At 77.3% G+C, this 13,106-nt stretch carries 10 protein-coding genes; 7 read left to right on the top strand and 3 right to left on the bottom strand.

The features are described 5' to 3' along the window. The first annotated feature begins 193 nt into the window (after positions 1-193). Positions 194-1,768 carry an AfsR/SARP family transcriptional regulator gene (locus tag KDL28_RS41050; protein ID WP_305882165.1) on the top strand — a complete coding sequence of 525 codons (1,575 nt, stop codon included), beginning with the start codon at positions 194-196 and terminating at the stop codon, positions 1,766-1,768. Then, on the top strand, positions 1,765-2,331 hold the full coding sequence (locus KDL28_RS01310; RefSeq protein WP_252435268.1) for a MauE/DoxX family redox-associated membrane protein: 567 nt from the start codon (positions 1,765-1,767) through the stop codon (positions 2,329-2,331). Before KDL28_RS41050 ends, KDL28_RS01310 begins: the two co-directional genes overlap by 4 nt. 9 nt (positions 2,332-2,340) lie before the next feature. Here KDL28_RS01310 and KDL28_RS41235 read toward each other — a convergent pair whose 3' ends face one another. Next, positions 2,341-4,692 (bottom strand): putative bifunctional diguanylate cyclase/phosphodiesterase, encoded by a 2,352-nt coding sequence (locus KDL28_RS41235; RefSeq protein WP_252435267.1) that lies wholly within the window; start codon positions 4,690-4,692, stop codon positions 2,341-2,343. A gap of 140 nt (positions 4,693-4,832) precedes the next feature. Here KDL28_RS41235 and KDL28_RS01300 point away from each other — a divergent pair, with 140 nt between their 5' ends. The 5 genes from KDL28_RS01300 (at position 4,833) to KDL28_RS01280 (ending at position 9,023) form a co-directional block, all read left to right on the top strand. After that, positions 4,833-5,633: an SDR family NAD(P)-dependent oxidoreductase gene (locus KDL28_RS01300; RefSeq protein WP_252435266.1), complete on the top strand. Its 801-nt coding sequence runs from the start codon at positions 4,833-4,835 to the stop codon at positions 5,631-5,633. Between the two features lie 41 nt (positions 5,634-5,674). Continuing rightward, complete coding sequence (locus tag KDL28_RS01295) at positions 5,675-6,727, top strand: aldo/keto reductase (RefSeq protein WP_252435265.1); 1,053 nt, start codon at positions 5,675-5,677, stop codon at positions 6,725-6,727. A gap of 147 nt (positions 6,728-6,874) precedes the next feature. Beyond that, the gene (locus tag KDL28_RS01290; RefSeq protein ID WP_252435264.1) at positions 6,875-7,567 is read left to right on the top strand and encodes an RNA polymerase sigma factor; all 693 of its coding nucleotides are present in this window, start codon (positions 6,875-6,877) and stop codon (positions 7,565-7,567) included. Positions 7,568-7,577: 10 nt separating this feature from the next. After that, positions 7,578-8,081, top strand: coding sequence for a hypothetical protein (locus KDL28_RS01285; RefSeq protein WP_252435263.1), 504 nt, complete (start codon positions 7,578-7,580; stop codon positions 8,079-8,081). A gap of 180 nt (positions 8,082-8,261) precedes the next feature. Then, a complete protein-coding gene (locus KDL28_RS01280) occupies positions 8,262-9,023 on the top strand; it encodes a C40 family peptidase (RefSeq protein WP_252435297.1) in 762 nt (253 codons plus the stop codon). On the opposite strand, the gene KDL28_RS01275 is transcribed toward KDL28_RS01280, so the two are convergent. Both KDL28_RS01275 and KDL28_RS01270 read right to left on the bottom strand, forming a co-directional pair. Next, on the bottom strand, positions 8,980-11,913 hold the full coding sequence (locus tag KDL28_RS01275; RefSeq protein WP_308215905.1) for a LuxR C-terminal-related transcriptional regulator: 2,934 nt from the start codon (positions 11,911-11,913) through the stop codon (positions 8,980-8,982). The two genes, KDL28_RS01280 and KDL28_RS01275, sit on opposite strands and share 44 nt — an antisense overlap. Before the next feature lie 133 nt (positions 11,914-12,046). After that, the gene (locus KDL28_RS01270; protein WP_252435262.1) at positions 12,047-13,099 is read right to left on the bottom strand and encodes an NAD(P)H-dependent flavin oxidoreductase; all 1,053 of its coding nucleotides are present in this window, start codon (positions 13,097-13,099) and stop codon (positions 12,047-12,049) included. Positions 13,100-13,106 lie beyond the last annotated feature (7 nt).

Below are 13,106 nucleotides of genomic sequence, written 5' to 3'. Positions count from 1 at the left end.
GGCAATAGGCGGCGTGAATGGCGGCGGGCTGCCAGGTCATGGTCGCGTGGGGGCGCTTTATAGCGTGCGCGGGTGCCGTTCCACAACGGCTTGGCATTGGTCGCCGGTTGTGGGCAAACTGAACGGCGCGGTGGCGGTGGGGCATTCATTCCCGCGACCGGAAACGTCCGATTCGGGGCGGATGTGGGAGGAAATGGGTCAGCGAGCCGTGCCGTTGCGCATACAACTTCTCGGTGCCGTCCGGGCCGCCCGCGACGCGGAGCTGGACGCCGGGCCGCCGCAGCGCCGGGCGGTGCTGGCGGTGCTGGCGCTGGCCGGCGGGCACCCGGTCACCCGCGACGAGCTGACCGCCGCGCTGTGGCCCGAAGGCTGCCCGCCGCGCGCCACCAACATCATCCAGACCCACGTCAAGCACCTGCGCCAGGTGTTCGAGCCCGACCGGCCCAGCCGCTCGGCCAGCGCGCTGCTGCCCGCGCTCGGGGCGGCCTACGCGCTGCGGGTGGGGCCGGCCGAGGTCGACGCGCTGCGCTTCCGCGCGCTGGTGACCCAGGCCCGCGGGGCCCGCGGCACCGGTGACCGCACGCGGTTCTGGTTGGCGGCGGGGGAGGCCGTGCGGATGTGGCGTCCGCCGGCGCCGGACCTGCCCCTGCTGCTCGGGCACCCGCGCCTGCTCACCCTGGTCGCCGAGTGGCACGCGGTGCTGTCCTGGTACGTCGACGCGGCGCTGGAGCGCGGCTGCGTGGACGAGGTGCTGCCGGTGCTGGAGGAGCAGGCCAGGGACTGCCCGCTCGACGAGCGCGTCCAGGCCCGGCTGCTGCGCGCCTACCGGGCGGTCGGGCGCCGCGACGCCGCCTTCGCCGCCTTCGAGCGGGTCCGCCAGGACCTCGCGGGCGAGCTCGGCGTCGACCCGTGCCCCGAGCTGGCCGCGGCCCACCTGGCGCTGCTGCACGACGACGCCCCGCCCCCGCCCGCGCGGCCCGCGCCGGTGGTGGCCAGCCGACCGGCGCACCCGCGGTCCCTCCCGCACCGTCTCGAGCCGCACCGTCCCGAGCCGCACCGCTCGGAGCGGGCCGGGCCGGGGCGCCGGCCGGCGTCGGTGCGGCTGCGGGGCCTGCGCACCTGGGACGTGCTGGTCCGGATGCTGCCCCGGGCCCCGGCGGCACTGCTCGACCTCGGCGAGGACGCGGGGCGGTTCGCCGGGCCGCTGGCCGGGGCGGGGTACTCGGTCCACGTCGCCGGGGCGCGCCCGGAGCCCCCGGGCCCGGCGGGCGGCTTCGACGGGGTGCTCATGCTCGACCCGCGCCGCCACGGCGCGGAGCGGGCGGCCAGGGTGCGCGCCTGGCGGCGGGCCGCGCGCCGGCTGCGCCCCGACGGCGTGGTGGTCGCGGCCACCGTCAACCGGGTCGCCGCGACGCTGGACGGCCTGCTGCGCGGCGGCGTCGAGGACGACCCGCCCGGCGCGGCGCACGGGCCGCGGGTGCCGTCCTGGCGCGGCTGCGTCGACCGCGGGCCCGCCGCCGGGCACCGCCACCGCCCCGACGAGCTGGCCGGCGAGCTCGCCGAGGCCGGGCTCCGGCTCGACCGGGTCGTCGCGCTGGAGGGCCCGGCCTGGGCGGTGCACGGGCTCGACCGCATCCTGGCCGACGGGCCGCGAACCGCCCGGCTGCTCGACGCGCTGCGCGAGCTGGAGGGCGAGCCGACCCTGCTCGGGGTCAGCGACGAGCTGCTCGTGCTGGCCCGCCCGGACGGCCGGGCGGGTGCGTGGTGAGTGCGCTGCCGATGGTCGTCTTGTGCTGCCGCGTCGCGCTGGGCGCGGTCTTCGCCGTATCGGTGGCGGGCAAGGTGCGCGACCGGGCCGCGTTCACCGAGTTCGGCGCCTCGCTGGTGCGGATGCGGCTGGCCGGGCCGCGCACCGCCGCCGCCGTGGCCGGGGCGACCGTGCTGGCCGAGGCGGCCGTGGTGGTCGCGATGTGCCTGCCCGGCCCGTCCTGGCCGGGGTCCGCGCTCGCGCTGGCCCTGCTCGCCGTGCTGACCGGCGGCATCGTGCGCACGGTGCGCCGGGGCCTGGCCGAGCCGTGCCGGTGCTTCGGCGCGGCCCGCCGGCCCCTCGGGCGCGTGCACGTGGTGCGCAACGCCGTGCTGGGCGCCGTGGCGCTGGCCGGCGGAGTGGCCGGGCTGCTCGACGCGGGGCCACCGGCGCCGGGCGCGCTCCCGCCGGTCGTCGGGGTGCTCGTCGGGGTGGTGGCCGGGTTGACGCTCGCCGCGGTGCTCGTGCGGTTCGAGGAGCTCGTCGAGCTGTTCGGGCCGCTGCCGGCTCCCGGGCGCCGCTGAGCGGCGCGATCAGGCCGGGCTGGGGGTGGGGTCGAGCAGTTCGGGGCCCAGCAGCGGTCGCCCGGCGAGCAGCAGCCCGGTCGTGGTGGCGGCGTCGGCGGGGCGGGCGATGAAGTGGCCCTGCACGAGGTCGCAGCGCAGCGCGCGCAGCTCGCGCAGCTGGCCCGGCCGCTCGACGCCCTCGGCCACGGTCCGCATCCCCAGCGCGCGGGCCAGCTCCAGCAGCGCGGCCAGGAAGGCGCGCTGGCGGTCGTCGTGGTCGACGTCGGTGACGAACACCCGGTCGATCTTGACCGTGTCCACCGGTGTGGCCAGCAGCCGGGCCAGGGTGCTGTAGCCGGTGCCGAAGTCGTCCAGGGCCAGGCGCACGCCCAGCCCTCGCAGCCGGTGGATCACCTCCAGCACGGTGTCGGGCCGGTTGCCGAAGGCGATCTCGGTCATCTCCAGGGCCAGCTGGGCCGGGGCCAGCCGGTGCCGTTCGAGCAGCCCGACCACCCGCTCCACCAGCGCGGGGTCGGAGAACTCGGTGGGGTCGACGTTGACGGCCACCCGCAGCCGCCGGTGCCCCAGCGCGGCGTTCCACCCGGCCAGCCGGGCGCAGGACTGCTCCAGCACCGCCGCGGTGAGCTGGTGGTGCAGCCCGGCCCGGGCGCAGATCGGGATGAACGTCGCAGGCGGCACGTCGACGCCGTCGTGGGTCCACCGGGCCAGCGCCTCCAGCGCGGCGATCCGTCCGGTCACGGGGTCGACGACGGGTTGGAAGTCGGCGCGCACCTCGCCCGCGGACAGCGCGCGGGCGAAGGCCCGTTCGAGCGGCGGCCGGTCGTCGCGGCGGGCGAGGTCGAGCGCGGGGGAGTGCACCCGCACGCGGCCCCGGCCCGCGGTCTTGGCCGCGTACATCGCCACGTCGGCGCGGTGCAGCAGGTTCGGGGCCCGCAGGTCGTCCGGGCCGTCCGGCTCCGCCGTCGCCACCCCGACGCTGGTCGAGACCGCGACCGTGCGCTCCGCCAGCGCGAAGGGCGTCCGCAGCGCCTCGACCAACCCCGCGGCCGCCCGCGCCGGGTCGCCGTCCTCGACCAGCACCGCGAACTCGTCGCCGCCCAGGCGGGCCAGCGCGTCGGTCCGGCGGACCGCCCCGCGCAGCCGCTCGGCCACCCGCACCAGCAGCGCGTCGCCGGCCGCGTGGCCCAGGGCGTCGTTGACCGCCTTGAAGCCGTCCAGGTCGAGGAACGCGACCGACACCGCGCGCCCCTCGCGGCGGGCCAGGTCGAGCGCCCGCGCGAGGCGGTCGAGGAACATCGCCCGGTTGGGCAGCCCGGTGAGCGGGTCGTGCAGGGCCTGGTGGCGCAGCTGCTCCTCGCGCAGGCGCACGGCCGCGTCGAGCGCCAGGTTCTCGCGCAGCATCGCGTACTGCCGCACCAGCACCAGCAGCACGAGCGCCGCCAGCAGGAACCCGGCCACGGCGTCGTCCTCGACGGCCACGACGAGGTCGACCGCGGCGAGCACCGCCGCGGCCGCCAGCGGGACGTGGGGGGCCAGCTGGTTCAGCACCCGCAGCGTCTCCGCTCGGCGAGCGCCCGCCGGCGGGCGGCCGCTGCCGGGGACGAGCGCGGCCGCGCCGACCATCGCGAAGGCGATCCACCACCCCCACGCGAACGCCGTGGTCCCGCGCGGCGAGCCGACCGCCAGCTCGTGGGCGAACACGTGGTCGGTGACCGCCATCAGCACCAGGCCGCCGCCGAGCAGCAGGTGGCGCGCGATGTCGTGGCGCAGCCGGGCGACCGTGATCACCGCCGCCGTCACCAGCACGACGTCGGCCAGCGGGTAGTAGAGCGCCAGGCCGTCGACGAGCACCTCGCCGGTGCTCGCGTCGACGACGGTGTCCAGCACGGTCACCCAGGTCACCAGGGCGAGCGCGCAGGCGATCATGAGCCGGTCCAGCGCCCGCCGCAACGCGCTGCCACCCTCGGCCGCGGCGGGCTCGGTGATCCACCGCAGGCCGACGACCGCGGCCACGGGGAAGGCCATGAACCCCAGCTCCACCGGCGACGGGTGCGGCGGCGTCGCGCCCAGCGCCGCGGTCGACGCGCTCCACAGCGCCTGGCTCACCGCCCACGCCGCGCAGCCGAGCGCGATCGCCGCCCAGCCGTGCCGCGTGCGCCCGCTCGCCAGCCGGGCCGCGCGCAGGCACAGCAGCGCGGCGGTGGTCGAGAAGAGCAGCAGGGCGAGGTCGACGACGGCGTCCAGTGCCGGGCCCTCCAGCAGCAGGCCCGCCGCCGGGCCCAGCAGGGCGGCCACGGAGCCCACCAGGATCGCCGCGACGCGAGCAGGGCCCAGTGCGGTGGGCGACCTCGTGGTCACATGGAAGACGATCGGCTGTCGGCGGTGCGGATAAACGCGGACACCCCCGGACGGGGCCCGTCGCCGGGCGAAGTACCCACTGACGGGTGACGGCGGGCACGCCGCGTCGTGGTGCCGGACGGGCGGGCAGACTGATCGACATGGACCTACGGCTGACGGGCAAGCGCGCGATCGTGACGGGTGGCAGCCGGGGGATCGGCTTCGCGGTGGCGGCCGCGCTGACCGCGGAGGGCGCGGACGCGGCGGTGGTGGCGCGCGACGCGGACGCGCTGCGGGCCGCCGCCGAGCGGCTGGCGGGCTCCGGGCGCCGCGTCCTCGCGGTGCCCGCCGACACCGCCGACGACGCCTCGGTGCGGACGGCGGTCGAGGTGGTGGTGGCCGAGTTCGGCGGGGTGGACGTGCTGGTCAACGCCGCGGCCACGCCGGCGGGCTCGGTGGGTGGGGCCGCGTCGGCCGCCACCACCGGCGACGACGTCATGCGCGAGCAGTTCGAGACCAAGGTCCTGGGCTACCTGCGCTGCGCCCGTGCCGTGGCGCCGCACATGGTCGCCGCGGGCTGGGGCCGGATCATCAGCATCAGCGGGCTGAACGCGCGCAGCTCGTCGTCGCTGGTCGGGTCGGTGCGCAACGTGTCCGTGGCCGCCATGACCGCCGCGCTGGCCGCCGAGCTCGGGCCCAGCGGCGTCAACGCCACCGTCGTGCACCCGGGGCTGACGGTCACCGAGCGCACGCCGGCGATGGTGGCCGAGCGGGCCGAGCGCGACGGGGTCGACGAGGCGGAGGCCGTGGCCCGGTTCGGCCGGTCCACGACGATCGGGCGGATGGTCACCGCCGAGGAGGTCGCCGACGTGGTGGCGTTCCTGGCCTCGCCGCGCAGCGTGGCGATCAACGGCGACGCCGTCGCGGTCGGCGGCGGGCAGCCGGGAGTGATCCACTACTGATCCGCGGGCGGGGCGCGGCCCGCGGTCATAGGGTGACCGGCATGGAGTACCGACAGCTGGGCAGGTCCGGCCTGCGCGTCTCGACGATCACCCTGGGCACGATGGGCTTCGGCGGGACGGGGTTCGCCGAGGTCGTCGGCAAGATCGACGTGGCGGACGCGCGGCGGCAGATCGCGCTGGCCCGCGACGCCGGGGTCAACCTCATCGACACCGCCGACGTGTACTCGTCCGGGCTGTCGGAGGAGATCCTGGGCCAGGCCCTGGGCGCCGACCGCGACGAGGTGCTCGTGGCCACCAAGGTGCGGATGCCGATGGGCGCGGGCCCGAACGACGCCGGGCTCTCCCGCCACCACGTCATCCGGGCCGCCGAGGCCAGCCTGCGCCGGCTGGGCACCGACCACATCGACCTCTACCAGGTCCACGAGTGGGACGGGCAGACCCCGCTCGAGGAGACCCTCGACGCGCTCGACGCGCTCGTGCGCTCGGGCAAGGTCCGCTACATCGGCGCGTCGAACTACGCGGCGTGGCAGCTCATGAAGGCGCTCGGGGTCGCCGAGCGCACCGGCACCGCCCGGTTCGCCAGCCAGCAGATCTACTACTCGCTGCAGGCCCGCGACGCCGAGGACGAGCTGGTGCCGCTGTCGATCGACCAGGGCCTGGGCATCCTGGTGTGGAGCCCGATCGCCGGTGGCCTGCTCTCGGGCAAGTACCGCCGCGGCGCGCAGGCCCCCGAGGGCAGCCGCCACCTCACCGACTGGGACGAGCCCCCCGTGCACGACGAGGACAAGCTCTACGACACCATCGAGGAGCTGGTGGCCATCGGCGAGGCCCGCGGCGTGTCCGCCGCCCGGGTGGCGCTGGCCTACCTCATCGCCAAGCCCGCCGTCACCTCGGTGATCGTCGGGGCGCGCACCGAGGAGCAGCTCGCCGACAACCTCGCCGCCGCCGAGCTCGCCCTCACCGACGACGAGGTGGCCCGCCTCGACGCGGTCAGCGCGCAGCCCCTGCGCTACCCGTACTGGCACCAGGCCAAGACCGCGCGCGACCGGCTCGGCCCGGCCGACCTCAGCCTCCTGGGCCGGCACCTGAGCTGACCCGCGGAGCCGGGTGCGCGGGCGGCACCCGGCGCACCCCGGGGTCGCCCGCGCGGGCACCCGCGGATCATCCCGGGGTTTCTCCGGAATCCGTGCCGGGCCCGTCCTCCCTACGGTCGGTGACGACCGAGGGGGGAGCACGCCGACATGCCGCAGCCGTGGAGCGAACGCAGCACCACCGAGCTGGTCGACGCGGCGCGAGCCGGCGACCAGCGCGCCTGGACCGAGATCATGACGCGGTTCAGCGGGCTGGTGCGCGGGGTCGTCGGCTCGTTCCGGCTGCAGGACGCCGACGCCGCCGACGCCACCCAGAACACCTGGCTGCGCGCCGTCGAGCGGTTGGACACCGTCCGCGAGCCAGAGCGCCTCGGCGGCTGGCTGCGCACCACGGCCCGCCGCGAGTGCCTGGCGCTGCCCGCCCTCACCCGGCGCGAGGTGCCTGACGAGATCCTCACCGACCAGATCGTCGAGGCCACCCCTGGCCCGGAGGCGGTCTTCCTCGACGAGGAGGCGGGCCGCGCCGTCCGCGACGCGGTCGACGCGCTCAGCGGGCGGCGCCGTCGCCTGGTCGACGCCCTGTTCTACGAGCAGCACGGCGACTACGCGGTCGTCTCCCAGCTCACCGAGATGCCGGTGGGCAGCATCGGACCCACCCGGGCCCGCGTGCTGGGCACGCTGCGCACCGCGCTGGAACGCACGGGCTTCGGCCCGGCCGGGATCGAGGCGCGCCCGCGCGTCGTCGTGCCCGCCCGGCGCCGGCCCTCCCGGCCGCGCGCGGTGCCGCTGCACCCCGGCCCCGTGGCCGACGTCGAGCGGCCGCTGCCGCTGGCCGCGGGCTAGGGCGGCGACCGTGTCCCGCGCGACGCCCCGCCCGCTGCCCACCGCCCTCGCCGCGGTCCAGCCCCGCATCGTCGGACCGGCCACCTGGCCGGCCGCCGGGGCGCCCCCGCAGTTCCGGGTGGACGCCGCCGGGCTGCCGCTGTGGATGGTCGAGATGGCCACCTCCCGCACGCTGATGGAGACCATCGAGCACCGCTCGGGCGACAACTACTACTTCGGCGGCGAGATCGAGGGCGTCTTCGGCACCGGCGACCGGTGGACGGTGCCCGTGCAGGCCTGGCGCCGCCTGGGCGCCTCCGGGTTGCTGTACTACCGGCTCGTCGCCTTCGACCAGGGCGGTACCGGCGGGTCCACGTTCTCGGTCGACGACCAGCACCTGTGCGACCTGCCCCGGCTGGTCGTCGCCGCCGGTGGGCCGCTCGACCCGTCCGTCACCGCGGGTGGAGCACCCCGTGGCGCCCGCCCGGGCCCCACCGACCGTTCGAGGGGGTTGGCCGGTGACCGCCCGGCGTGAACCGGACACCCCAGCGCCGCGGCGGGCGACCCCGCCGCGCGCCGCGCCGTTCTATGGTGCGGTGGACAGCCCCCGCGCCGCCGTGCGCGGCGATGTCGCGAGCACCACCCCGTCCCGCCGCCCGGCGCGCGCTCCCCGCGCCCGCGCCCGCGGCCGGACCCGTCCCGCAGGAGCACAGCGATGGCCGCGACGCACCCACCCCGCCGCGAGGTCCCCCCGGCCCTCTCCCTCGACCACGTCACGATCGAGCGGGTCCCCGGGGGCGGCACGGCCAAGGCCGTCCAGCCGGGCGACTTCCTGCTCAGCCGCGCGCACGGGTTCCGCCACCGGCTGATCCGGTTCGGCCAGGCCCGCCGCCTGCGCCGCGACCACCGCGTCTACCGCGAGTACACCCACGCCGCCCTGATCATCTCCGCCGACGGCGACCTGGTCGAGGCGGTCGGGTCGGGCGTGCGCCACGCGACGCTGGCCGACTACGTCGACGAGCCGTACACGATCGTGCACATCGACGCCTCGCCCGAGGACCGCCAGCAGGTCGTCGACGTCGCGGTCGACATCCTCGAGCGCAAGGCGCAGTACAGCGCGCTGTCCACGGTCAGCATCGCCCTGTGGGCGTTCCTGGGCTGGCGGATCACCTTCTTCATGGACGGCACCTACACGTGCTCGGGGCTGGTGGCCCGGTGCCTGCTGGCGGTCGGGGCGATCTTCAACCAGGACGTGGTGAAGGTGACGCCCGCCCAGCTGGCCATCTCCTTCGGGGCGCCGGTCCCGTCGGTCCTGCCGCCGCGACCGACGGAGTCGGCGGCACCGTCAGCACCGGCAGCACCGGCGGTCGAACCGCTGGTCGGGCCGGGCGTCGAGCCGGTGGCGGTGGGCGCCGAGGCGGCGGAGAAGGCGGTCAGGCCATGGCGGGCGGTCTGGCCGCGGCGGGACCAGGGCTGAGCGCGTCCGAGGCGCCGGGCGGCGCGGCGCGGGGCGCCGCGGGCGGGGTGGCCCGGGGCCCCGAGCGCGGTCGCGACTGGGCCGGGGGGTGCGACGGTGGGCTCGACGGCGGGCTCGACGGCGCGGCCCGGGGCGTCGGCGCGGGCTGCTCCGGGCCCTCCATCATCCGCCGGGCCAGCTCGACCCGGGAGCGGATGCCGAGCTTGCGGTAGACGTTGGACAGGTGGTACTCGATCGTCTTGGCCGACAGGAACAGCCGGGTCGCGGCCTCGGAGTTGGTCGCCCCGTCGGCGACGACGGTGGCCACCTGCAGCTCCTGCGGGGTGAGCCGCTCGGTGGTGCTGGGGGCGGCGCTGCGCCGCGAGGTCATCCCGGTGGCCTGCAGCTCGGCCTCGGCCCGCCGCGCCCAGGGCGCCGCGCCGAGGCGGGTGAAGGTGGCCAGTGCCGCGGTCAGGTGCGGGCGGGCGTCCACGCGGCGCTGCTGGCGGCGCAGGAACTCGCCGTAGCAGAGCTGGGTGCGGGCCTGCTCGAACGGCCTGCCCGCCGAGGTGTGCCGGCGCAGGGCCTCCTCGAAGGCGCGCAGGCCGTCCTCGTCGGACTCGGCCAGCAGCGCCCGGCAGCGGGCGGCGACGGCCATCGCGTTCGGCCCGCCGGTGCGCTCGGCCTCCCGGGCCACCGCGAGCGACGCCGTGCGCGCCTGCTCGACCCGCCCGGAGCGGACCAGCGCCTCGGTCAGGTCGGCGGCCCAGCTGAACAGCACCCGGTCGCCGATGCGGTGGGCCAGCGCGAACCCGCCCGCCGCCTCCAGGTGCTCCGCGGCCTGCTCGGGGTGCCCGGCCCCGAGCTCCAGCAGGCCCAGCACCCGGGCGGCGTGCGCGGCGAAGATCCTCGAGTCGGACTGGCCGGCGCCGATGCGGGCGGCCTGCTCGGCGTGCGTCCTGGCGTCCTCGGCGTTGCCCAGCGCGGCCTCCACGGTGGCCTGCACGATGAGCCCGTTGGGCAGCTCGGTGGCCCACCCGGTCTCCTCGGCGAGCTGGACGGCGGCCTGGGCGTGGGCCAGCGCGCTGACCCACTCGCCGTCGCGCCAGCACTGCCAGGCCAGCCAGGACAGCTGGAACGGCAGTAGCCCGACGGCCTGCGCGTTGCGGGTGGCGCGCACGGAGCCCTCCAGCAGCGCGCGGGCGGGCGCGGTCTCCTCGAAGGAGGCGTAGGCCAGCGCGGCCACCACCGGGAGCTGATCGATCGAGAGCGGATCGACCGCGCGCAGGTGCGGTTCGCAGCGCTGCAGCAGGGCCCGCGCCGGGGCCGGGTCGTCGTTCATCGCGATCGTCAGCGCGCGCACGAGCAGCACCTGCAGCGCGAGCTCGTCGGGCACGCCGCGCACCAGTTCGGCGGCGCGGGCGGCCATGTCGCCCGCGGCGCGCTGGTCGCCCAGGGTGATGCTGACGACCGCGGCCTGGCTGAGCATCACCGCCGACCACTGCGGCGAGCGCGTCCGGGTGCGCTCGGCCAGGTCGAGCAGCTGGTCGCGGGCCTGCGCGGGGTGCCCGCTCCACATCGCGATCCGGCACTGCAGGTGCTGGGCCGCGGTGAGCAGGTCCTCGTCCTCGGTCTCGGCGATCGCCGCGTCGAGCAGGGGGGCGACCACGTCGAGGGTGCCTGCGGCCTGCCCGGCCAGGGCGGCCTCCAGGATGCGGGCCGCGCGGTCGGGTCCGGGCGGGCTGAGCCGGGCGGCCTTCTCGAACAGCACGGCCGCGGTGGTGTGGCTGTGCCGGGCGGCGGCGGTGCGCGCGGACTCGGCGAGCTGGGCGGCGACCGCCTCGTCCGGCCCGGCGGTGGCCGCGGCCAGGTGGAACGCGCGGCGCTCCGCAGCGCCGGGGGCGCTGCGCCCGGAGTACACCTCGACCAGGGTGCGGTGCGCGGAGCGCTTGGTGGCAGGCGAGGCCGAGTGGTACACGGCGCTGCAGACGAGGGGATGGGTGAACGCCGTGGTGCCCGAGTCCTGCACGATCAGCCCGGTGTCCTCGGCCGGTTCCAGGTCGGAGCGGTCGAGCCCGCGCTGGGCCAGCGCCCCGTCGAGCATGTCGCCCGCCCGGCCGGCCACCGCGAGCAGCAGCAGGGCGTCGCGGGTGCGCGCGGGCAGCCCGACCAGGCGCCTGCCGTAGGCGCGCAGCAGCCGTGCCGAGAGCTGCAGCGGCTCGTCGAGGACGTCCGCGCTGGTGGACGCGGTCATCTCGAGCAGCGCCAGCGGGTTGCCGGTCGCGGCCTCCCACGTCGCGACCGACAGCGTGCCGCGCTCGGCGGTCAGCTGCCGGGCGGACTCCAGGTCGAGGCCCTCGACGCGGATCTGCTCGATCGGCTCGAGCCACTGCTCGACGACCGGCAGCACGTCGGCCTCCGAGCGGGCGGTCATCACGACCGCGACGCGCTCGGAGTGCAGCCGGCGCAGCGCGAAGAACAGCGTCTCCAGCGAGGGCATGTCGAACAGGTGCACGTCGTCGACGGCCAGCAGCACCGGGCCCTGCTCGGCCGCCGCGGCCAGCGCGGCCAGCGTGGCCGGGCCGACGGCGAGCCGGTCGCCGTGCACGGCCGGGCCCAGGTTCAGCGCGCCCTCCAGCGCGGAGGCCTGCGCGTCGGGCAGCCGGGGCACCGTGGCCAGCAGGGGGCCGACGAGCATCGACAGCGCCGCGAACGGGATCTCCCGCTCGGCCTCGTGCCCGGCGGCCCGGACCACGCGGAAGCCACCGGCCTGCTCCGCCACGTACTGCAGCAGGCAGGTCTTGCCCATCCCGGGATCACCGCGCAGCGCCACGACGCGTGGGTCTCCCGCAGCCGCGGCCACCAGGACGTCGTCGAGCCGGCCGCACTCCCCGCCGCGGCCCACCAGCACGCGGGGAGGCTAGCACGGGGAGTGACGGCCCCGTCCCCCGAGTGGGGGTACGGATGTGAGCGCTCCCACGCGCCTACGAGGTTGGTCGGGTCGGACCACTTCGGTGTGGTCGCCGACCTGCGGTACCGACCCCTCAGCCGAGCAGCGCCTGCGCCTCGCGCCACATGCGGGACACGATGGCGCCCGCGGGCTCGGCGGTGGCCAGGGCGGCGCTCTGGCCGGACCAGAAGTTGACCGCGTCGAGCCCGTCGGGCCGCCCGGCCCGCCAGCGCCCGACCAGCCTGCGCTGCTGCGGGTAGGGGGCGGGCGGCGGCGCGTCGGACGATGTCCACGCCGTCACGTACGGGGTGGGCGCGGCGCGGCCCAGCCGCCCGGAGTAGGCGCGGGTGGGCACCGTGTCCTCCGGGGCCAGCCCCTCCAGCGCGGCCGCCCATGCGGGCGCGATCGCGGCCTCGGGGGAGCGCAGCAGGGCGGTGCCGACCTGCACGGCGCTCGCGCCCAGCGCCAGGGCGGCGGCCACACCGCGCCCGTCGGCGATCCCGCCGGCCGCGACCACCGGGACCCGCAGCGCGTCGGCGAACCGGGGCAGCAGCGCGAACAGCCCGACCGTGGTGGCCTCCGCGGCGTCCGGGTCGAACGTGCCGCGGTGCCCGCCCGCCTCCATGCCCTGGGCGACCACCGCGTCGGCCCCGGCGTCCTGGGCGGCCAGGGCGTCGTCGAGGGTGGTGGCGCAGGCGAACCAGGCGATGCCGCGCTCGTGCAGCGCGCGGACCTGGTCGGGCTCGAACAGGCCCATGATCGAGGACACGACCGTCGGCCGGGCCGCCAGCATCGCGGCGAACTGCTCGCTGAACACCGGTGCCGCCCGGCCGGGCTCGCCGGGCTCGCCGAAGCGGGCCAGGAACGCCTCGGCCGCCGCGACGCGCGCCGGGGCGTCGACCGGAGGGTCGGGGATCCAGATGTTGAGCTGGAGCGGGCCGTCGCCGGCCGCGCGGAAGCGCTGCACCCACTCGGTGATGCGCGGGGGCGGGTCGAGCACGACGCCGTTCGCGCCCATGCCGCCGGCCTCGGCGACCGCCACGGCCAGCTCCGGCGGGCAGGCGCCGGCCATCGGGGCCTCGAGGACGGGGACGCGCAGGCCGTAGCGGCGGCAGAACGCGGCGGCGCGTTCGCGGGGGCTGGTCACCGGCAGA

This window comes from Pseudonocardia humida (genome assembly GCF_023898865.1).
GTDB classification, from domain to species: Bacteria; Actinomycetota; Actinomycetes; order Mycobacteriales; family Pseudonocardiaceae; genus Pseudonocardia; species Pseudonocardia humida.
The sequence above is the reverse complement of the archived record's forward strand: the minus strand, read 5'-3'. Positions and strand labels throughout refer to the sequence as shown.